At 43.9% G+C, this 22,428-nt stretch carries 22 protein-coding genes; 5 read left to right on the top strand and 17 right to left on the bottom strand.

Features of this window, described 5'->3' with window-relative positions; all coding sequences use genetic code 11:
* The first annotated feature begins 62 nt into the window (after positions 1 to 62).
* The 3 genes from map to xpt are packed head-to-tail and all read left to right on the top strand — an operon-like array spanning position 63 to position 2,872.
* Positions 63 to 917, top strand: a complete 855-nt coding sequence (gene map, locus BUC01_RS01595) for a type I methionyl aminopeptidase (protein ID WP_025834592.1) — start codon at positions 63 to 65, stop codon at positions 915 to 917.
* 2 nt (positions 918 to 919) lie between these two features.
* Positions 920 to 2,278: a DNA recombination protein RmuC gene (locus BUC01_RS01590; protein WP_025834590.1), complete on the top strand. Its 1,359-nt coding sequence runs from the start codon at positions 920 to 922 to the stop codon at positions 2,276 to 2,278.
* Positions 2,279 to 2,305: 27 nt separating this feature from the next.
* Entirely contained in the window at positions 2,306 to 2,872 is a 567-nt protein-coding gene (gene xpt / locus BUC01_RS01585) for a xanthine phosphoribosyltransferase (protein WP_073312526.1), read from the top strand.
* A gap of 79 nt (positions 2,873 to 2,951) precedes the next feature.
* Here xpt and BUC01_RS01580 read toward each other — a convergent pair whose 3' ends face one another.
* The 5 genes from BUC01_RS01580 to lepA all read right to left on the bottom strand — a co-directional run bounded on the left by BUC01_RS01580 (position 2,952) and on the right by lepA (position 9,633).
* Positions 2,952 to 4,649, bottom strand: coding sequence for a M56 family metallopeptidase (locus BUC01_RS01580; protein WP_025834588.1), 1,698 nt, complete (start codon positions 4,647 to 4,649; stop codon positions 2,952 to 2,954).
* 30 nt (positions 4,650 to 4,679) lie between these two features.
* A complete protein-coding gene (locus BUC01_RS01575) occupies positions 4,680 to 5,048 on the bottom strand; it encodes a BlaI/MecI/CopY family transcriptional regulator (RefSeq protein WP_025834586.1) in 369 nt (122 codons plus the stop codon).
* Positions 5,049 to 5,190: 142 nt separating this feature from the next.
* Positions 5,191 to 6,510, bottom strand: coding sequence for a Na+/H+ antiporter NhaA (gene nhaA, locus BUC01_RS01570; protein ID WP_025834585.1), 1,320 nt, complete (start codon positions 6,508 to 6,510; stop codon positions 5,191 to 5,193).
* A 56-nt stretch (positions 6,511 to 6,566) separates the two neighbouring features.
* The gene (locus BUC01_RS01565; protein WP_025834583.1) at positions 6,567 to 7,745 is read right to left on the bottom strand and encodes a cation:proton antiporter family protein; all 1,179 of its coding nucleotides are present in this window, start codon (positions 7,743 to 7,745) and stop codon (positions 6,567 to 6,569) included.
* 106 nt (positions 7,746 to 7,851) lie between these two features.
* Positions 7,852 to 9,633 carry a translation elongation factor 4 gene (gene lepA, locus BUC01_RS01560; RefSeq protein ID WP_025834581.1) on the bottom strand — a complete coding sequence of 594 codons (1,782 nt, stop codon included), beginning with the start codon at positions 9,631 to 9,633 and terminating at the stop codon, positions 7,852 to 7,854.
* Positions 9,634 to 9,831: 198 nt separating this feature from the next.
* Here lepA and BUC01_RS01555 point away from each other — a divergent pair, with 198 nt between their 5' ends.
* Positions 9,832 to 10,767, top strand: coding sequence for a fimbrillin family protein (locus BUC01_RS01555; RefSeq protein WP_159106533.1), 936 nt, complete (start codon positions 9,832 to 9,834; stop codon positions 10,765 to 10,767).
* A gap of 49 nt (positions 10,768 to 10,816) precedes the next feature.
* On the top strand, positions 10,817 to 11,461 hold the full coding sequence (pdxH, locus tag BUC01_RS01550; RefSeq protein ID WP_025834578.1) for a pyridoxamine 5'-phosphate oxidase: 645 nt from the start codon (positions 10,817 to 10,819) through the stop codon (positions 11,459 to 11,461).
* Positions 11,462 to 11,554: 93 nt separating this feature from the next.
* Here pdxH and BUC01_RS01545 read toward each other — a convergent pair whose 3' ends face one another.
* From BUC01_RS01545 to BUC01_RS01495, 12 genes are all read right to left on the bottom strand, one after another.
* Positions 11,555 to 11,755, bottom strand: a complete 201-nt coding sequence (locus tag BUC01_RS01545) for a winged helix-turn-helix domain-containing protein (RefSeq protein WP_009128350.1) — start codon at positions 11,753 to 11,755, stop codon at positions 11,555 to 11,557.
* Positions 11,756 to 12,010: 255 nt separating this feature from the next.
* Entirely contained in the window at positions 12,011 to 12,472 is a 462-nt protein-coding gene (locus tag BUC01_RS01540) for a C-GCAxxG-C-C family protein (protein ID WP_073312524.1), read from the bottom strand.
* A gap of 16 nt (positions 12,473 to 12,488) precedes the next feature.
* Positions 12,489 to 13,253, bottom strand: coding sequence for an exodeoxyribonuclease III (locus tag BUC01_RS01535; RefSeq protein WP_025834573.1), 765 nt, complete (start codon positions 13,251 to 13,253; stop codon positions 12,489 to 12,491).
* Between the two features lie 72 nt (positions 13,254 to 13,325).
* On the bottom strand, positions 13,326 to 14,588 hold the full coding sequence (locus BUC01_RS01530; protein WP_073312522.1) for an Nramp family divalent metal transporter: 1,263 nt from the start codon (positions 14,586 to 14,588) through the stop codon (positions 13,326 to 13,328).
* A gap of 129 nt (positions 14,589 to 14,717) precedes the next feature.
* Positions 14,718 to 14,963 carry a TIGR03905 family TSCPD domain-containing protein gene (locus BUC01_RS01525; protein ID WP_025834572.1) on the bottom strand — a complete coding sequence of 82 codons (246 nt, stop codon included), beginning with the start codon at positions 14,961 to 14,963 and terminating at the stop codon, positions 14,718 to 14,720.
* Positions 14,963 to 15,700 carry a YebC/PmpR family DNA-binding transcriptional regulator gene (locus BUC01_RS01520; RefSeq protein WP_025834570.1) on the bottom strand — a complete coding sequence of 246 codons (738 nt, stop codon included), beginning with the start codon at positions 15,698 to 15,700 and terminating at the stop codon, positions 14,963 to 14,965. The genes BUC01_RS01525 and BUC01_RS01520 overlap by 1 nt, the downstream gene beginning before the upstream one ends.
* Positions 15,701 to 15,738: 38 nt before the next feature.
* Positions 15,739 to 18,201, bottom strand: coding sequence for a phenylalanine--tRNA ligase subunit beta (gene pheT, locus BUC01_RS01515; RefSeq protein WP_025834568.1), 2,463 nt, complete (start codon positions 18,199 to 18,201; stop codon positions 15,739 to 15,741).
* 162 nt (positions 18,202 to 18,363) lie between these two features.
* Positions 18,364 to 19,923, bottom strand: coding sequence for a replicative DNA helicase (dnaB, locus tag BUC01_RS01510; RefSeq protein WP_025834567.1), 1,560 nt, complete (start codon positions 19,921 to 19,923; stop codon positions 18,364 to 18,366).
* Between the two features lie 175 nt (positions 19,924 to 20,098).
* Positions 20,099 to 20,194, bottom strand: a complete 96-nt coding sequence (locus tag BUC01_RS25365; RefSeq protein WP_009128363.1) for a smalltalk protein — start codon at positions 20,192 to 20,194, stop codon at positions 20,099 to 20,101.
* A 28-nt stretch (positions 20,195 to 20,222) separates the two neighbouring features.
* Positions 20,223 to 20,729: an HU family DNA-binding protein gene (locus tag BUC01_RS01505; protein ID WP_025834566.1), complete on the bottom strand. Its 507-nt coding sequence runs from the start codon at positions 20,727 to 20,729 to the stop codon at positions 20,223 to 20,225.
* A 446-nt stretch (positions 20,730 to 21,175) separates the two neighbouring features.
* The gene (locus BUC01_RS01500) at positions 21,176 to 21,763 is read right to left on the bottom strand and encodes a sugar transferase (RefSeq protein ID WP_025834565.1); all 588 of its coding nucleotides are present in this window, start codon (positions 21,761 to 21,763) and stop codon (positions 21,176 to 21,178) included.
* The coding region (locus tag BUC01_RS01495) for a DegT/DnrJ/EryC1/StrS family aminotransferase (RefSeq protein WP_175560850.1) at positions 21,763 to 22,428 on the bottom strand (666 nt) is incomplete at its 5' end. The genes BUC01_RS01500 and BUC01_RS01495, both read right to left, overlap by 1 nt.

Below are 22,428 nucleotides of genomic sequence, written 5' to 3'. Positions count from 1 at the left end.
TAATTCTTTCATTCTTTAATTGATATTACGTACTTTTGTAGCTATTATAAATCAAAAAGACAATGAAAAAGTTCGTGAAAGGAGTTCGGTTTACTCCTAAAAACTATTCCGACGAGGTAGAAGAGAAGATTCAACACTATAAGAAAGAAGGTTATAAACTCCCGTCGCGCCATCTGTTGCGTACGGAAGAACAACTGGCCGGTATCCGTGAAAGTGCGAAAATCAACACAGCATTGCTGGATTATATTTCGGCAAACATACGCGAAGGTATGTCGACGGCAGAGATTGACCATATGGTATATGAATTTACGACAGACCATGACGCAATCCCCGCCCCTTTCCTGTACGAAGGATTTCCGAAAAGTGTATGCACAAGTATCAATGATGTGGTATGCCACGGCATCCCAAGTACCAAAGAGTTTCTGCGCAGTGGAGACATTGTGAACGTAGATGTTTCAACGATCTATAAGGGGTATTTCTCGGATGCTTCGAGAATGTATATGATCGGAGATGTAAAACAGGAAATGCAACGTCTGGTGCAGGTGGCAAAAGAATGCCGCGATATAGGTGTGCAGACTGCACAACCGTGGGCCCGGCTCGGAGATGTGGGCGCAGCCATCCAGGAGCATGCAGAGAAGAACGGTTACAGTGTAGTACGTGACCTTTGCGGACATGGTGTAGGCATCAAATTCCACGAGGAACCGGATGTGGAACACTTCGGCAAACGTGGCACGGGTATGCTTATCGTTCCGGGAATGACGTTCACCATTGAGCCGATGATAAACATGGGAACATACGAAGTCTTCATCGACGAAGCGGACGGATGGACTGTGTGCACAGACGACGGTTTGCCCTCGGCACAATGGGAAAGCATGATTCTGATTACTGAAACCGGAAACGAGATATTGACGGAATAAGCATGGAGATTGTTTTTCTAATCATCGGACTGACAGTAGGTGCGGGCGTAGGTTATCTGATAGCCGGACGAAAAAGTGCCGCACTATCAGCACAACTGCAAGCCACCCGCGAACGGGAAGAATTACTGAACCGCACTTCGGAAGAACGTATCGCACGCGAGAAAACCATAACCGCCGAACGACTGACTGAACAGGAAAAATCATTCAACCTCAGGCTGGCAGAACAGCAGAAGCAATGGGAAGAACGTCTGAGATTGCAGACGGAAGAAGCGGAAGCCTTACATAAGCGCATGAATATAGAGTTTGAGAATCTCTCCAACCGCATCTTCCAAAGCAAGACAGAAGACTTTACCAAACTGAATGCCGAACATCTGAACAACCTGCTCCGTCCCTTGGGTGAGAATCTGAAGGATTTCCGGGAAAAGGTGGAACAAGTATACAGCAACGAAGCCAAAGAACGTTTCTCGTTGGGCGAACGCATCAAAGAATTAGTAGAGTTGAACAACCGGCTCAGCGAAGATGCCAACAATCTGACCCGCGCCTTGAAAGGTGACTCGAAGATGCAGGGTAACTGGGGAGAAATGATTTTGGAACGTCTGCTCCAAGCATCCGGCCTGATTGAAGGTGAACATTATTTCCGCCAGGAATTCCTGAAAGACGAACGAGGCGAGGCTATCACCAGCGAAGAAAGCGGGCAGAAAATGCAGCCGGACATCCTGATCAGATATCCCGACGACCGCGAAATGATTATAGACTCCAAAGTTTCCCTCACGGCTTACAGCGCCTATACTTCTGCCGAACACAAGGACGAAAAGGCCCATTTGCTGAAAGCTCATCTACAATCTGTCCGCACCCACATAGACGAGTTGAGTCAGAAAGATTACTCCCACTACGACATCAAGGCACCGGACTTTGTCATGATGTTCATCCCGACCGAAGGAGCCTATTTGCTGGCTATACAGAGCGATACCAATCTTTGGGAATATGCCTACAACAAGAAAGTCGTGCTGATGAACCCCACTAACCTTATCAGTGCCCTGCGTCTATCCCTTGACCTCTGGAAACGGGAAAATCAGGTAAAGAATGTGCAGGCAATCATCAAGCGGGGCACAGCATTGTATGAAAAGATTGTAGGTTTCACCGATACGTTCCTGAGCATCGGAGACAAGCTGACCGGACTGCAAAAAGACTATGACAAAGCGTTTAACCAACTTTCCGGCGGAAACGGCAGCGTAGTAAAACAGGCGGAGATGCTGAGGGGCATGAGTCTCACCCCAAAAAAACGGATATCAGCAAGACTATTGCCTAGAGATGAAGAACCGGAGGAAGAAGAGGAGGAAACAAGCGAACAGATAAAATAAGCATTCAACAAATAAGATATATAAAACATGAAAATCCTAAAAGACCGTATTCTGAAAGACGGGAGATGTTATCCGGGAGGCATATTGAAAGTGGACAATTTCATTAACCACCAGATGGACCCTATCCTGATGAAATCTATTGGCGTGGAATTTGTCAGGCGTTTTGCCTCCACTACAATCAACAAAATCATCACAGTAGAAGCCAGTGGCATTGCTCCTGCCATCATGGTGGGATATTTGTTGGAACTCCCCGTTGTTTTTGCCAAGAAGAAAAAGCCCAGCACAATGGAGAATATGTTGGTTACTTCCGTTTATTCTTTTACCAAACAGCGGTCTTATGAAGTATGCGTCAGTAAGGATTTTCTCCGTCCGGAAGACCGGGTACTCTTTATAGATGACTTCTTGGCTAATGGAAATGCAGCCAAAGGCATTATGGAACTTGTGAAACAGGCGGGTGCCGAATTAGTGGGAATGGGGTTCATCATAGAAAAAGCTTTCCAACACGGAGGAGATGAATTGCGCGAACAAGGCATTCATGTGGAATCTTTGGCGATTATAGAAAGCCTGGAGAATTGCGAAATTAAAATCAGATAAAAATGAGGTTTTACGTATGTGCAGGCGAACAATCATTCGCCTGCACATACGTAAAATGACCTTACTTATTCATAACATTTTATTTGTCATATAAAGTATTACGAATAACTTCTTTCACATCCTCCACTACCCCCATAGCAACATCCTTGTCCAGCTTAAGACTTACCGCAAAATTATCACTGCCTGTAGTAGCTTTATATTCTTTAAGACTCTGCTCCACTTCCCGGAGAGAAGGATTCTTCAGAACCGGACCGGCACTTCCGCCGGAAAACAAAGATATCTGAATTGGCAAGGAAATATCCGTAGCCGTCTTATGTTTAGAACTATAAACTTTAGATTCTCCAAAATGAACTAATATAGGAAATACACTATCCAAACGGGCTTCCGAAACTCCACCCAACTGCCCGGATATTTCACCACGCACTTGCAGATAAGAGTCTTTTATTGTCCGAAGATACGAAGTAATGGCATCTGATGATGAACCACGATCATACCTGACAAGCAAATACGTTGAATAATTCAGATCTCCCTTCGCATATTTCTGATATTCCGCTCTCAACAAGTCGGTAAGCCGGGTCGATAAGGTTGCCACATCATATTCTTTTATCAATTTCTGATTCAGCATCATTTTATTGTTCATATTTACAAAGAAAGAATGAATGGTTCCCGACTTTTTATCAGTTTGGTATACCTTCTTTTCTCCAGCCGCATCTTCAGCTTTCTGCTTGAAAAAGGCTTCTAATTGTACCAGTTCACTTTGGGGAATTGAGCCTTGTTTCACCTCCACAGAAGCCATCGCCTGTTCCACTGTTTTCTTTACTTCCGGCCGCGCAAACGCATAAAGCGTTCCGGCAGCCACCGGCACGAAGAGCAATAGCTTCAAACGTGCCCAATTGTTCGTTCTTCTTTTTAACATCATTGTGATACGGTTTTTAAGTTTACTGTGATTGAAACCGCAAGCCATAGAGTAGAGCCTTGTACCTACGGATTTCTTCACTAATAAAAGTTGATATTGAGTTGCATCGATGCCATGATTGATGACGCTGTTATCTGCCTCATATTCGTGCACTTCCCGGAGTTCGCGCATCAGCAGCCATGCAGCAGGATTGAACCAATGGAGTATGACGAGACATTCCATCCAAAGCAAATCCAATGTATGCCGATGCTGCAAATGCATCTGCTCGTGCAGCAATATTTCTCCGGGATTCTTTTCATAATCTTCCTGAGAAAGCACAATCGTGTTTCCCCAACTGAAAGAGACAATCTTTTCCGGGCAAATGACCAACTTGTACTCCCCGTATTCGTGAGCGGGAAAACGGCGTACAAGCCGATACATACGGATAGTGGAAAGCAAAAGGAAACAAAAAACGACTAACGCCCCCAAAAGGTAACAGCCACTCAGAAGCACAATCACAGAAATAGCAGACATTACACTGCCACGAGGTTCTTTCATGACGTTTCCTTCCTCTGTCCCTCCGGAGAAAATGTCTGTTCTTTCAGACATATATTCCTTACCGGTTCCCTCTCCTGCATCGGCAACACCGGTTTCTTTCTCTGTCAACAGATTTCTGACAGTGGCTACAGGCAACTGTAAAGGTGTATATTGGGAAACATCTATTTGCATCAACGGCAACAATGTGCAAGCTGCCGTCCCTATCAGCAAAAGCAGGCGGTTCGTGCGGAAGAGCGTGTCTCTTCTGAAAAACAGCCTGAATAGAAAATACAGGACGGTCAGGCACAAGGTAGATTCAAATATATAAAATAATATAGCTCCCATGATGTATACATTTATAGAGTATGAGTATCCTTATCCGTTTGCCTTTTTATCCTCGATACGTGCGATCAGGGCTTTCAGCTCATCAACCGACATTCCTTCTTCTTCAATAAATGCAGATACAACATTCGTATAGGAGTTATTGTAATATTGGGCTACCACATCATTCAGCGCAGAGCGCTTATAGTCTTTATCGGACACAGCCGCATAATACTGATAGGTATTGCCATAAGGCCTGTACTTTACAAAACCTTTTTCCTCTAATCCACGTACCAAAGTAGATACAGTGTTATAATGCGGTTTCGGCTCTTCATAAAAAGCCAACAACTCACGGACGAACATCGGCCCGTGTTCCCAAAACATTCGCATGATTTCTTCTTCCTTTGCAGTCAATCGCTTCATAGTCTTTTTCTATTTATCGGGGTGAACAATGCAAAGATAGGAATTAGTTTCAAACAAACAACTATTACTATTAGTTATTAAACTAAAACAAGCAGTAGTTTAACTAATATTACCAGTAGACAGTCAATATACCTTATTATATTTATGCTTTCTTTTTCTTCGGAAGTACCTGGTTCAATACAATATATCCCAATATTCCGGCAATGGCGGTGCCACACAACACGCCGAACTTGGCCTGATTCAGCAATTCCGGATAGACACCGGAGAAAGATAGATTGGCAATGAACAAAGATACGGTAAAACCTATGCCTCCTAATAACGATACCCCGGCAATGTTTCTCCAGTTCATACCCTCAGGCATACGGGCAAGTCCGCTTTTAATAGTCAGCCAGGTAAACAGGTAAATACCCAGGAACTTACCTAAAAGCAACCCCAGCCCAACAGCAAGCCCCACATTTCCTACAACATCCCCGCCCCCACTGAGCACCACTCCCGCATTGGCAAAAGCAAACAAAGGAAGAATTACAAAATTCACCGTTCCATGCAGGTTATCTTCCAAAGACTGCAAAGGACTGATTACACGGTCAGATGCTCTCTCTACCTGCTTCAATGTGGCAATCTGCTCGTTGGTCAAGACAATAGTGTCGGACTGTACCACCGGAAATGAGCTGACAATGGCACGGATACGCCTTATGTATTTACCTGCATCCAGCCGCGGACGGGCAGGAATGACAAATGCCAGTATCACACCGGATATGGTGCTATGAATGCCGGACTGCAAGAACAAATACCAAATGATCGCGCCAAAGAAAAGAAAGAAAATCTTCTGTGTCATGCCAAATTTCCCCATATAATATAGGAATGCGTAAAGTATAGCTGCCACAATCAAGTAACCGTAAGCAACCTCGTTGCTATAGAAAATAGCAATCACCAGAATACCGCCGATATCATCCACCACCGCAAAAGCTGTCAGAAAGATTTTCAGGCTCAAAGGAACCCGCTTACCCAGTAAACTCAATACCCCCAGCGAGAAAGCAATGTCAGTAGCCATAGGAATAGCCATGCCCCGTGTTTCGGGTGTACCGGAAGCCACCAGTAATGAATAGACGATTACCGGAAGTATCATACCTCCGCACGCCGCTATAAACGGCAGAATCGCTTTTCGGAAAGAAGACAACTCCCCCACCAGCAACTCACGCTTTATCTCCAGCCCTACGGCCAGAAAGAAAATCGTCATCAGACAGTCGTTGATGAACTCGATCATCGTCAGATTATGACCGCCATGCGAAAGCAGGTTAAAATCCCCGATACGCAAATGCAGCTCCTGCGACAGGAAACTCTGATATACCGGAGCTAGCGAGGAATTGGCAACAATTGCAGCCAAAATAGCCGTCAGGAACAGTAGAACGCTCGCCACCACATTCAGCGACGAGATGTTTTTCACAGTACGTAGAATAATCATTGTTTATCTGATTTAAGTATTAGCTTTTCAAAGGTGACTCAAGCCGCGTCAATGAGCTATTCCTTATAGCTCATCAACGCCAGTTTTTTAACCCAGAGTACAAATATACCTGTTAATATTAAATTAAGCACAATAGTAAGTACGGAAATTACTAATGCCGGGCCACCCAGATTGTAGCCCAGTGCAATAAAAATAACTCCTGCCCCCACCTCACCACGGGTAAACATACCAATGGAAAGTGCCAGACGCTCACTCAATTTACGGTCGCGGTAGAAGAATACCGGAAACAGCTTACCCACATTGGATAGCAGTGACACCATGATCACATGTATGATAATCAGGACCCAGGGCATCATTTCCTGAGAGCCGGTTACGGAAACCATTCCCGCCGCATCTCCTGAAAGACTGATGCCTTGAAGCGGGGGCATACTCATACCCACCAGGAACATAAAGATGAAAGAGATCCCTGTTGATGCTTTCCGCTCCCAAGCTGTATCAATCTCTTTATGCTTCATGACCATACCCAGAACAAATGCCGGAAGCAGCACTTCAATATGAATGCTGGCTTCTTCGCCATATAAATTCTTCGTAATAAGATATAAGGATTGAGTGGCGGCAAACACCAGAACGGAATAAAGAAGAATAGCTTTCCAATCCTGACGCATATTATATTTACTCAGCTTCTTCCACCCGAAAGAAAGCAGCACAAAGACAATGAAGATAATCACCAATAACTGCCAGCGTGGACCGATCATCATAATCTGCAAAGGAATCATCAGCAGGATAGTGTCCAGGTCATCAAAAATAGCCAGCACCTGAATCTTCTTATAAATCCAACTGGATTTCAAACCGATAGCTGCCAACATCGTAAACAATATACCGGCGGAAGTAGGAGCAGCGAAACGGCTCAGCAACAGATTTTCTTTCCATGCTTCCCAACTATTCCAGTATTCGGGCGGAAGCAAAATAAAGATATAGTAAATGGCGATCAGAAACCAAGGCATAGCTGCCGTAGCCATTGCCACAAAATAATCTTTCGCATAAGTTTGCCAACGGGATTTATCCACTTCAAACTCACGCCCCACATTAATCATAATGAATCCCAGACAGATGTACAACAGCACATTAGACACCGTTTTCACCGTACCATAATCACTACCTGACCATGCAGGAAGATATTGAGCCATAAAAAGGCCTACCACCAGGAAGGCCGAGAACGATAGAACTTTTCTCATTTATTATCAGTTAGAATTTGTCAACATAAAGGGGATTGTCAAGACAGTCCTACAGAAAGAGAACAATCCCCCGGCTAATATGAATCAGCTTTTAGGCTTTTTTATATTAATCTAATTTCAACACCGCAAGGAACGCTTTCTGCGGCACTTCAACATTACCAATTTGTTTCATACGTTTCTTTCCCTTCTTCTGCTTCTCCAACAACTTACGCTTACGGCTGACGTCACCACCGTAACACTTCGCCGTCACATCCTTACGCACTGCCTTAATGGTCTCACGAGAAATGATTTTAGCTCCGATAGCTGCCTGGATGGCAATATCGAACTGTTGTCTTGGAATCAGGTCTTTCAACTTCTCGCACATACGGCGTCCCAATTCGTAAGCATTGTCGAAATGTGTCAGCGTCGAAAGAGCGTCCACCGGTTCGCCGTTCAGTAAAATATCCAGTTTCACTAACTTGGACGGGCGGAAACCACTGGCATGGTAATCAAAAGAGGCATATCCTTTCGAGATACTTTTCAGCTTGTCGTAAAAGTCAATAACGATTTCTCCTAAAGGCATATCATAGTAAATCTCCACACGATTGCCCGAAATGTACTCCTGCTTCACAAGTTCACCGCGTTTGCCCAGACACAACGTCATGATGGGGCCGATATAATCGGTGGTGGTGATGACGGAAGCACGAATGTAAGGCTCCTCGATATGGTCTATCAAAGTAGGGTCAGGCATACTGCCGGGGTTATGCACCTCCGCCATGTGACCTTGCTTGTCGTAAATGTTATAGGAAACGTTCGGCACGGTAGTTATCACGTTCATATCGAACTCACGGTCAAGGCGCTCCTGCACAATCTCCATGTGCAGCAATCCGAGGAAACCGCAACGGAAACCGAAACCTAATGCCAACGAAGACTCCGGCTGGAAAGTCAGCGAAGCATCATTCAATTGCAACTTTTCCAAAGAAGAGCGCAGGTCTTCAAAGTCTTCCGCCTCAATCGGATATACACCGGCGAAAACCATCGGCTTCACTTCCTCAAATCCGGCAATAGCCTCCTTGCACGGGCGGGCTATGTGGGTTATGGTATCTCCCACTTTTACCTCTTTAGAGGTTTTGATACCGGAAATAATATAACCTACGTCTCCTGTACGCAATTCCTGACGCGGCACCATTTCCATCTTAAGAACGCCGACTTCATCGGCATCGTATTCTTTCCCGGTATTGAAGAATTTCACTTTGTCTCCTTTGCGGATCACTCCGTTCACAATCTTGAAGTAAGCGATGATACCACGAAAAGAATTGAACACAGAGTCGAAAATCAAGGCCTGCAACGGAGCTTCCTCATCACCTTCGGGATGAGGAATACGCTCGACAACTGCCGCCAGAATTTCTTCCACACCCATGCCTGTCTTGCCGGATGCGCGAATGATCTCGCTGCGTTTGCAACCGAGTAGTTCCACTATTTCATCCTCCACCTCTTCGGGCATGGCACTCGCCATATCGCATTTGTTGATAACCGGAATGATTTCCAAGTCATGCTCAATTGCCATGTAAAGGTTGGAGATGGTTTGCGCCTGTACACCCTGCGAAGCATCTACAATCAGCAATGCACCCTCGCAGGCGGCAATAGAACGGGACACTTCATAAGAGAAGTCAACGTGTCCCGGAGTGTCAATCAGATTCAGAACATATTTTTCACCCTTGTATGTGTACTCCATCTGAACGGCATGACTCTTAATGGTAATCCCTCTCTCTTTCTCCAGATCCATATCATCGAGCATCTGTCCTCCGGTCACCTGTATCGTATTGGTAAATTCAAGCAAACGGTCGGCTAAAGTAGACTTACCATGGTCAATGTGGGCTATAATGCAAAAGTTACGTATATTCTTCATCTATATTTTATCCTATAATCGATTATCTAATTGTATTCACTCTGTTTTTTCGTGCGCAAAGATAATGCAAACCGAAAGCAGTACAAAATAAGCTTGCCTATTTTTAACACTAAGGTGCAGCTTATCTTCACTTTTGAGCAAAACTATTCTATCATCACACTGTTATGTATGGATATTAACCTAAACCACATAAATAAAATGAGAAAGTATATTATTTTTGCATGCACCCTTTTGGTGCTTGCCGGATGTTCTAAAAACGAAATTACCATTTATGGTTCGGCTCCCGGAAACGGAGAGTCCGGTCAGGGAGAGACGTCAAATAACGCTGAAGCACTCATCACATTTTCCGCTTCACTTGAAAACCGGAAAGTGACCAGATCCATGTCGCCTATGCCTAAAGGGTTGGCCAGCCAGATTTACGCTTTCAAGACATCGGACAGCAATTTCAGGGAACCACTTGCCGAAGGTTTGTATACCACTTCTTCCGCAGGCATATTGACGGGACAGGATGGATATAAAATGTATTTGAGTAATGGTACATATAATATGTATGCATTCTCTACGAATTCTTCAAGCTATCCTCCCGTCATCACCAATGGAGTGTCCGCCCCTTTAAAGAATGGCGTCGATTATCTGTGGTGGGAGAATCTGCAACAAGACATCATGGCTTCACAAATCCATATGCCTATCGTATTTCAGCACGTAGCTTCCCAGGTAGTTATCGACCTGTCAGCCGGTGAAGGGCTGAAACTTGACAGTCTGGTTTCGGCAAGTATTCTTCCGCCAAGCCCGGGTGCCAGCCTCGACTTGCGTACAGGTATCATCGAAGCCACCACCACCTACGACACCACTCCGCTCAGCATGGGCAAAAACGGCCTTCTGGCACAAGCCATCGTCCTGCCGACACGCGCCACGAGCCCCATGGCAATAACATTAAAGGTACTGGCAGATGGAGAAACCACTCCCCGAACCTACACTGCCGACATCCCCATCCCCGGCAAACTGGCAGGAGGATTCTCATACGTATTCAGTGCCATTATAGACGGGAATTCCGTATCATTCCCCAATGTAAGCATCAAGGACTGGACAGAGGTCGACGAATCCGGCAACCCTATTTACCCGATACAGAAATAAAAAGAATAACTAACCTATATCACTACGATACAACAACAAAGGCAAAAATATGAAAGCCAGAATATCCGAAATCAGGAAAGAATATACCAAAGGCAAGTTGACACAATGTGTCATCAACGACAATCCTTTCAAGCAGTTTGAAGAATGGCTCAATGAGGCCATCAACAGCCGGGAAGATGAACCTACGGCTATGATAGTGGCAACTGTTTCAGCCGAAGGACATCCTTCCACGCGTACCGTTCTGCTGAAAGGATTAGAAGATGACAGATTCATATTCTTTACGAACTATGAGAGCCGCAAAGGCAGGCAACTGGCAGGCAATCCGTACATCTCCCTCTCTTTTGTGTGGCATAAGCTCGAAAGACAGATACACATTGAGGGCAAGGCGGAGAAATGCTCCGATACAGTTTCGGATACTTACTTTGCAAGCAGACCGTATAAAAGCAAGATCGGTGCAAGAATATCCCCGCAAAGCCGGGTTATAAACAGCCGTATGGAGATTATGCGGGCTTTCGTGAAAGAGGTCTTCAAACTGGCAGGACATGAAATCAAGCGTCCCGATAACTGGGGTGGATTTGCAGTAACCCCTACCCGTTTCGAATTTTGGCAGGGACGGGAGAACCGTTTACATGACCGCATCCTGTATACCCCACAGGAAAATGGCAACTGGAAGCAGGAAAGACTTGCCCCCTGATCAATCCGGAAGGGTGAAATACAAAAAAGAAGCGTTGATAACATATATAATGTATCAACGCTTCTTTTTATAAGATAAATGTCAATCTCTCTCTTAAACCAACTTAACAAACAGTTCGCCTTCTACTTCCTGAGTAGAGATTTTTTCTTCTCTCAATAACCAGCCAAGGCCCAAGAACAAATCTTTGTCTACCAACTTTGTTGCTTTCTTGATTTGTTTAGCAGTTAAACCTTCAGTCTCATTCAGTGCATTCCAAATTTTTCCTGCAGTTTCACCAGCTTTTTCTTTTAACATTTTCTTTTTGTTTTTAGTTATACATGCTTTCATCTAAATTCTCTTAGAGAAGAGGTTCAGATTTTATTTCAGGGGCAAATATAGTTATTTTTATGTTATATAACACGTTATTATCTGTTTTTTTGCATTATATGTCATAAAAAGAGCATTTTTTCAGCGAGTAAGACCAAAAATAATAATCCATTCTATCAAAACAGACCGTCTGTTGAAAGCAAACAGATGGTCTGTTCGGGTCAAATAGACCATCTGTTCGGACTAAACAGACCGTCTGTTTTCAAGATACTCAGCCCAGATGCGGGCGGCCTCCTCTACCATCCTGACACAAGGGCGTTTAGCATAATATTGTTCGGTACGTTCTTCGGGCATTGAAACTCCTTCGGGCTTTTTAAGACCTAACAGTTCGGCACAGATGGTAGAACCGTTGCGTTTCTTGAACTCAGCGGCCAATTCCTGCACCACGGCATAGTTGGCGCCTTTTCCTTCACGGTCCTTAGGATCTGTTGCACCGGTCTCCAGTCCTGCAAGCAAAAACATGCCGCACGCCGCACCACACGTTTGCCTCATACGACCTATACCACCTCCGAAAGAAGCAGCCATTCGTGCCGCTTGTTCCTGCGTAAATCCATACATATCGGCAAAAGCGAGCACAACGGACTGGGAACAATTGAAACCACTCTTAAACAGTTCTGCCGCTTTCTCTATTCTTTCCTCAAACATGGTTCTCCTCCCTTTCTTATTCCTCTATTTCCAACAACATGGGACAGTGGTCGGAATGGACAGCATCATTGAGTATGCGTGCTTCCTTCAACATCGGACGGACGGGTTCGGTCACCATACAATAATCAATACGCCACCCCTTGTTTTTCGTGCGGGAATTGAAACGATAGCTCCACCAGGTGTATTCCTGTTGTTCGGGATGCAACAAACGGAAAGTATCAATAAAGCCGCCATTCAGAAAGCGTGTCATCCATTCCCGTTCTTCCGGCAAGAAACCACTGTTCGTGGCATTGCGAATGGGGTCATGGATGTCTATAGGTTCATGGCAAATATTATAATCTCCACAGAGAATCAGTTTCGGACGTGATTTCCGTAATTCCGTCACATATTCCTGGAATTTCTCCAGCCATACCATTTTAAATGCCTGGCGCTCGTCTCCACTCGTCCCTGACGGATGATATACACTTACCACAGATATATCTCCATAGTCAGCACGGATGAAACGGCCTTCATTGTCGTACTCTTCTATGCCCATGCCATACTCTACATGATCCGGTTCCCGCTTCGTAAGAATTGCGACTCCGCTATATCCTTTCTTCTGTGCAGAATACAGATAGTGTTTATATCCCAATGCTTTCAGAGCTTCTTCCGGATACTGATCCGGTTGTAATTTTGTTTCCTGGATGCATACCACGTCAGCCTGTTCCTGTTCCAGCCATTCGGGTAAACCTTTACTGACCGCTGCACGCAATCCGTTTACGTTGTATGTAATAATCTTCATATCATTTATTATTTTGCATTATATCTTTATATTCCAATATATGTATTTGATATTCAATCAAATATTCCCGTATCATGACAATTCGGATATCAATAACATGATATTCAATACCGTCACAATGCCAGCAATAGCGTAGAGCACAAAACTGCTCCATTTACTGTTGACGTATTGCCCCATTACCTTGCGGGAAGATGTCAGTCCCACTTGCAGGAAAACGGTAAACGGCAACTGTATACTCAGTACCATCTGCGAAATCAGCAGCCCTTTGAAAGGGTCACCAATAAAGAATATCAGCAGCAGCGCAATACCTAATGAAAGAATAACACCTACCTGCGAGTGGCTATCCTTGATATGGTAAGACTCTCCGAAGATACCGGCAAAAATAGAGCCTGCCGCCATACCGCTGGTAATGGTGGAAGATATACCCGCCATCAGCAATGCCAGGGCAAACACTATGGCCGCACTGTTTCCAAGCAAGGGTTCCAACAAAGACTTAGCCTGTTGCAACTCTTCAACCTGAATGCCGCTTTTAAAGAAAGTAGCGGCAGCCAGCAGTATCATGGCGCTATTGATGGCCCATCCTACAATCATAGAGAAGAGTGTATCAAACAATTCATATTTCAACACTTTCCGTATAGAAGAATCATCCTGCTTATTGTATTCGTGGCTCTGAATCACCTCCGAATGCAAAAACAGGTTGTGTGGCATTACAACCGCTCCCAGCACACTCATAATAATCAGCATACTTCCTTTCGGAAAGGCCGGTGTCACCCATCCTTCCACAGCCAACGGCCAGTCAATCTCCACCAGGAAGAGTTCGTAAATAAAAGAAAGTCCGATAACAGAAACAAATGCGATAATGGAACGCTCTATTTTTTTATATGAGTTTGTGAAAAGCATAATCACGACAAAGATTGTCGTTAATATTGCCCCCCAGATTATCGGAATATCAAAAAGCATTTCCAACGCAATGGCTCCTCCGAGAATCTCAGCAAGCGAAGTCGATATGGAAGCAAGCACCGCAGTACCCAGAATCGGGCGGGACACCCATTTAGGAGTGTATTTTGTAGCAGCTTCCGACAGACACAAACCCGTAACAATGCCCAAGTGGGCCACATTGTGCTGCAATACAATCAGCATTATCGTTGATAGAGTCACTACCCACAACAAGGAATAACCAAATTCCGAACCTGCCGCAAAGTTAGAAGCCCAGTTTCCCGGATCAATAAAACCAACCGTTACCAACAAACCCGGACCGATATATTTAAACACGTCCAGACCACCCAGATATCGTTTGTGGTCTCGTCGTTTCAAGTCTTTCAGAATATTTTTCATTGTTCGATATTTTAATGGCGTAAAATTACGAAATAATAACAAGCGAACTATGTTTTCAGTTCAAAAAAGAAGCCCCGGCATTTTGAAATACCAGGGCTGACTATGTTTCCTTAAAGTACGGTGAGCGGGTTAGAATCCCATTTCATGCAGTGCTCGACACAACTGGTCCGGACAAGAGGTGGAACGTCTTCCACAACGGATTCCTTCCAGACGGGAAAGCACATCCCCCACAGGCATTCCTTTCACTAATCGGGAAATGCCTTGTAAGTTACCGTTGCAACCTCCCCAAAATGCAATATCTGTTATTATATTATCTTCTATTTCCAATTCGATGTGAGAACTACACGTACCTTGAGTTTTATAAGTATACTTCATTACTCTTCACTCTCCTCCGGCTTCATGTTGGTATAAACCGTTTGTACGTCATCAAATTCTTCGAGGCGTTCTATCATCTTATCGAGAGTCTCACGCTGCTCGGGAGTAACCTCTTTCGTATCGTTCGGGATATAGGTAAATTCACCACCGACATCTTCGAAGCCATATTCTTCCAGATGCTTCTGAATAGCAGCATAGCTCTTCGGATCTCCATAAATAGTGATTGTACCTTCTTCTTCATCCTCTTCGAACTCATCATCTACATCGTAGTCAATCAAGTCGAGGATAAGTTCTTCCATGTCCACACCGTCTTTTTTCTTGAAAGTAAACATACACTTATGGTCGAACAGGAAAGCCAATGAACCCATAGTTCCCAAGTTTCCACCAAACTTATTGAATACGGAACGTACATCAGCAACAGTACGGGTGGTGTTGTCGGTCAAAGTATCTACAAATACGGCAATACCGTGAGGGCCGTATCCTTCGTATGTCATTCCTTTGTAATCACTCTGGTCCTTACCCATTGCATTCTTGATAGCGCGGTCGATGTTATCTTTCGGCATGTTTTCACGCTTACAAGTAGCGATAACAGAACGCAGCGTCGGATTATTTTCCGGTTCCGGGCCACCAGCCTTTACAGCAATAGCAATTTGTTTACCCAGTCTTGTAAAGGTCTTCGCCATGTGACCCCATCTCTTCAATTTGGCAGCTTTTCTATATTCAAACGCTCTTCCCATTGGTTTTATGTTTTAAATATTAATTATTTAATTATTAATTAGCGCAGCTTTGCATCCAGTTTTTCTTCCAGATTCTTCACAAGTTTCGACATGATTTTATCAATCATCTTATCGTTCAATGTCTGTGTCTCGTCTTGCAACAAGAAGCTCACTGCATATGATTTCTTGCCTGCTTCCAGATTTTTGCCTTCGTAAACGTCGAAGAGGGACACTTCTTTCAGCAACTTTTTCTCTGTATCGTAAGCTATCTTCTCTATTTCTGCGAATTGCACCTTTTTATCAAGCAACAAGGCAAGGTCGCGTTTCACAGCAGGGAACTTGGAGATTTCCGTATAACTGATTTTCACGGAACGGATGGCTTTCATCAACTCTTTCCAGTTCAAGTCAGCGTAATACACTTCATTGTCAATATCGAAAGCTTTCAGAATCTTCTTCGTTACGATACCGAAGGTTGCAAGACGCTTTCCGCCTTTCGTCTGAACAGACAAGGCAGTTGCATAGATGTCATCCGTCAGATTACCTATCACCAGATTTCTCATATTCAGCCCCAGACGGAGGAAAATATTTTCTACGTAAGCTTTCAGTTCATATACAGAACTTTCTTCATCGGTATGCGCCCATGAGTTGGAGACTTTCTTACCTGTTACCCACAAACCAAGATGATAATTCTCGGTATAGGCAGCCAATGACTTTTCCGGATTCTTCTTCTCTTCGTTGAAATAGTAGCAGTTTCCGAATTCGAAGAATTTCAAGTCGGCATTCTTACGGTTGGCGTTGTGAGAGATACTTTCCAAACCACCGAATAATAAGGTCTGGCGCATGGCATTCAGATCCGTGCTCAACGGATTCAGCAGCATCACCAGATTCTTGGAAGGATAGGTTTCCATTCCGTCGTAATAAGCGGCACGGGTCAATGAGTTATTCAGAATCTCATTGAAACCACAACCCACCAACTGTTCAGCTACGAGATTTTGCAGTTTATTCGACTTATCATGTTCCCCCTTCGTAGTCAAGCTTGACTTCAGCGTAGACGGAATCTCAACATTATTATATCCGTAAATACGGAGAATATCTTCAATGACATCACAATCGCGCTGCACATCTACGCGATAAGGCGGTACAGCCAACGTCAAACCTTCTGCCGTCTCATTGGTTATTTTCATTTCCAGACTGGAGACGATGCTCTTGATAGTATCCACCGGAATAACTTTACCTACCAATGAATTTACTTTTTCATAAGCCAGCTCTACCACGAAATCCTGGGCGGGAGCAGCACATATATCCTTCACCTCAGAAGAGATAGTGCCACCGGCCAGTTCTTTCACCATCATAGCAGCCAGTTTCAGACAGTAAATAGTGATATTGGGGTCAATACCTCTTTCGAAACGGAAAGAAGCATCCGTATTCAATCCATGACGGCGGGCGGTTTTACGCACCCATGTCGGATGGAAATAAGCACTTTCCAGGAATACGTCCTTAGTGGTTTCCGTAGAACCGGAGTCCAGGCCACCGAATACACCGGCGATACACATAGGTTTCTCCTGATCACAAATCATCAGGTCGCGATCAGACAATTTACGTTCTACACCATCCAGCGTAACAAACGGAGTACCTTCGGGCATGGTTTTCACAATAACTTCGCCACCTTTTATTTTATCCGCATCAAAGCAATGCAGCGGTTGACCGAACGCATGAACAATATAATTCGTGATATCTACCACATTATTAATAGGACGCAGCCCGATAATACGGAGTTTGTTCTGCAACCATTCCGGACTTTCCTTCACCGTCACGCCTTTCACCGTCACACCGGCATAACGAGGACACGCTTCACTGTTTTCCACTGTAACCTTGATGTCCAAATCATGGTTTTCAACAACGAAAGCATCTACCAATGGCTTTTTCAAGGAGGTCGGTTTATTATTCTGCACCAGGTAAGCATACAAATCACGGGCTACACCATAGTGCGAACAAGCATCGGCACGATTCGGAGTGATATCTACTTCCAGTACATAGTCGCTCTTGATGTTATAATAGTCTTTGGCGAGAGTACCCGGAACCGCATCTGCCGGCAATACGATGATACCTGCATGATCCGTACCGATACCGATTTCGTCTTCTGCACAAATCATTCCGTTAGACTCTACGCCACGGAGTTTTGACTTCTTAATCGTAAAACATTCATCCCCGTCATAGAGTTTAGCACCCAAAGTGGCAACCACCACTTTCTGACCGGTAGCCACATTCGGCGCACCGCATACAATCTGCACAGGTTCTCCCTGTCCCAGATTCACAGTAGTCACGTGCATGTGGTCTGAATTCGGATGAGGAATGCATGTCAACACTTCACCGATAACGAGCCCTTCCAGTCCGCCTTTAATCGTCTGTACTTCTTCTACACTTCCTGTTTCCAAGCCAATAGAAGTCAGTGCAGCCGCAACTTCTTCCGGTGTCAAATCGAAATCGACATACTCTTTCAACCAATTATAAGAGATATTCATATCATTATTTTTTTATTGTTTTCAAAAGTGACCCGCAAAATTACAAAGTTTTTTTGGATGACAGGGAATTATCTGATAAGAAAATAATAAAAAGAGCCGAAACTACTTGATAAAAAGTAATTCCGGCTGCCTATTAAAATACTTCCATAAATTATCCCGAACTCAGAACGGCAACGGTCCATCCGTCCCCACTCCTCCGAATGGATTGTCCGTTTGAGGGGCAAAGTCAACCGGAGGCGGTATACTACCATCACTTGCAGCATTCATCTTTGAACCTATTAGTCCGCCACCGCCATCTACCGGCTGCGGAATCATCATATCATCCTCCGGATTCTGGAAACGGGTATACTGACCAATAAAACGCAGTCTTACATCACCTACCGCACCATTACGATGCTTGGCGATAATAATTTCCGCCATACCGCGTAAATCCGTACCATCTTGCGAAGTATAAATCTTATAATACTCAGGACGGTGAATGAAACATACCATATCGGCATCCTGCTCAATGGCTCCCGATTCACGCAAGTCACTCAACTGCGGACGCTTACCTTCTTCACCCTCACGATTTTCCACACCACGGTTCAACTGCGATAGGGCTATAATCGGGATGTTCAGTTCTTTCGCCAACCCCTTCAACGAACGTGAAATGGTACTTACCTCTTCCTGACGGCTACCGAACGACATACCACTCGCATTCATCAACTGAAGGTAGTCGATAATAATGATTTTCACCCCATGTTCGCGCACCAGACGACGAGCCTTCGTACGAAGTTCAAATACTGATAACGAAGGCGTATCATCTACATACAATGGGGCATCCAAAAGGTCACGTAACTTATAATCCAACTGTTGCCACTCATAATCCGCCAACTGTCCACTCTTGATTTTCTCACTCGGAATCTCGCACGCATTGGAGATCAAACGATTCACCAACTGTACGTTACTCATTTCAAGCGAGAACACAGCCACCGCATTCCGGTAATTCACAGCTATATTCTTCGCCATAGAAAGCACGAACGCCGTTTTACCCATGGCAGGACGTGCAGCTATAATGATAAGGTCGGATTTTTGCCAACCGGAAGTCATCTTGTCAAGTTTGGTAAAACCACTCTCCAGACCACTTAAACCATCGGTACGGGCAGCAGCTGTCTGAATCAACTGATAGGCTTCGGCAATTACAGGATTAATCTGAGTATAATCCTTTTTCATGTTCTGCTGGGAAATCTCGAACAACCTTCCCTCAGCCTCCTGCATCAGGTCATCTACGTCCAGAGTTTCATCAAAGGCTTTACTCTGCACATTACTGGTAAATGTAATCAGTTCGCGGGCCAATGCCTTCTGTGCGATGATACGGGCATGATATTCAATGTGTGCCGAAGAAGCAACCTTACTACTTAACTGGGTAATATAGAACGGACCACCCACTTCTTCCAAATCTCCGCGTTTGGCAAGCTGTTCTTTTACAGTCAGGATATCCACCGGCTTCTGGTTCACGGCCAGGTCGGTGATAGCGGAATAAATCAATTGGTGCCGGTGCTCATAAAAAGACTCCGGACGTAGAATTTCACTTACCAACGAATAAGCGTCTTTCTCTATCATCAATGCTCCCAATACAGCTTCTTCCAACTCCGGTGCTTGTGGCTGAATACGTCCATAATCAGTTACCGGCTGCACTTTTGTTTTAGAATTACTTCGGGGAGTTCTTTTCTGTTCTGCCATCTCTTGAATGCTACAAATTATAAATTACCGATACCCTCTCCACTGATACTTTTCAGAAAAAGGGGATGGCAAAGATAATGCTTATTAATCAAAAACACCCCTATTCTACCAAACAAAAAAAAGAGCTATTCCCGGTTTTTCGGAAATAGCTCTTTACATCAAATCAAACTTATTCTTAAATAGTCATTGCCTGTCCGCCAATCACACCGGCTACGGCGCTGGCTATGGCAATAATCACTTTCAATATCACATTCCAACTCGTTTTCTTCATAGCGATCTCTTAATTTTTAATTATCAATTTATCCAAGCGGATTCTCGTCTACTCCACCACCGGGCGTATTGCCCGAACCACTATCCGAGCCACCCCCTGAAGGAACATTCGATAATCCTTTCAGGTAATCATCCAGACTCACCAAATCCAGTTTCTCACCGGCACGGGTAGCTGTTTTGGTTATCTTCAGCTCTCTATTGGCCTGGAAGCAGATACGGACACTTTCCACACTTTTGGCAGTCACATCTTCAGTTTTGTCTTCCCCTTTAGATTTAGCAGACAGCATAAACACGCCCAATCCTGCAATATTTACCGTTTTACCCTCCAACAATTGTTCTTTCAGCTTTTCCACGAAGTTCTGCATCGTACTCCGGATATCACCGATAGAAAGTGAAGAACGGTCCTGCATCTTTTGGGCAATAAATGCCAAGTCTACACTTTGTCCTAATGTTATTAACTGTGGGAAATACTTCTTGGGAGAATCCTCAACCCGAGGGTCTGACGGTCTTTCCACCGTTCTAAAAATTACACTCATACTTTTTTCTTTTAGAGATTTAAATTTTGTTTTTAATTCACTTCGCTGATCAACGATGCTGCAAAGGTGAAGATTTAATCTCTAATAAAAGAAGGAAAAAGGGTGGAAACAAAGGTTTTTCGGAGAAAAGTTATAAAGCTCTGACTGTGTGAATATTAGAAATATAAGTACTTTCATTTTTCTACAGAACACAAAATATCTAGTAAAGAACCTTATATCAATTGTACTCCCCTACAATAAGTGCAATCGTTTTTTATATCACATATTTTTTACATATAACCTGTTTACTTTAATCATAACATCAATTATACTTATAAAAAAGATTCCAAAATCTCTTTAATGTAAGTTTTAAAGTCCTTATTTTTTCATGAAGGTACACACATATTATTTCTTCCAGATGTTATATGGAACAAATAACCATCTTATTATCACAATGAAGTGTCTTATCAACGGACAATGTTCCATATCGTCAAAAATATAATTTTGAAATATTCCGCCACTGACCGATGCTCAATATACTTCATATTATAGCGTATCTTGTCCGGAAGTATCAACTCTACATACACTTTATCCGCATCATCAGCTTGCCCTAATATCGTATTTTCATCCACATATTCAATGGACGCATAATCGGTTATTCCAGGACGCACGGACAAAACCTTTCTCTGTTCTTCCGTATATAAATCGACATACTTACGAACTTCCGGACGGGGACCGACCAAACTCATATCACCTTTCAGGACATTAAACAACTGAGGCAATTCATCCAACTTGTATTTACGGATAAAATAGCCAATACGGGTAATACGAGGATCACGCCCACCTACCGTTATCAAGCCTTGTTTATCCGAACCAATACGCATCGAACGGAACTTATAGACATAAAAGTCCTTGCCATTAAGCCCGACACGCAATTGCTTATAAAAGCCACCGCCTTTACTCTCAAGACGAATGGCAACATACAAAAGCAAGAAAACAGGAGACAGGAACAGGATGCCTAAAAAGGAGAAAAGGATATCAAAGAAGCGAATCATCATTTATCACCGGTCACTTTATCATATGCGGACTTTACAGTCTTAATTATGAAGGATAATTGTTCTTCATCCAGCTGCGGATAAATAGGCAAGGAAATCTCTCCCTTAAAGTTCTCATAGGCTTGAGGATAATCCTTTATATCATATCCTAATGAGTTAAAGAAAGAGAGCATCGGCATCGGGATAAAATGGACATTCACAGCAACTTCGCTTTTGGCTATCTCATCAATCATATGATCACGCTGTTCTTCAGTAAATCCTTTGATACGCAACGCATAGATGTGGTATGAGCTCTCTTTTTCTCCGTCCACAGAAGGTGGCAGAACAGCCCAGTCACAATCCGCAAATCCTTTCGAATAGGTGTTGAAGACTTTTTTACGCTCTTTCAGCAGTTCCGGATATTCCCGTATCTGAGCCAAGCCTATAGCCGCATTTACATCAGCCATATTTATTTTCATTCCCAAACCGACTATGTCGTAACGCCAGCCACCGGCTTTGGATTTAGAAAAAGCATCTTTAGTCTGACAATTCAGGCTCATCATACGGAGTTCTTTATAAAGTTCCGCATTATCAAAGGGGGCAGGAAGATTCAGACAGATGGCGCCTCCTTCCGCAGTAGTAACGTTCTTTACAGCATGAAGAGAAAAGATGGCAATATCCGTTTC

This window comes from Bacteroides stercorirosoris (genome assembly GCF_900142015.1).
GTDB lineage: Bacteria > Bacteroidota > Bacteroidia > Bacteroidales > Bacteroidaceae > Bacteroides > Bacteroides stercorirosoris.
This window is presented reverse-complemented; position numbering and strand designations above follow the sequence as displayed.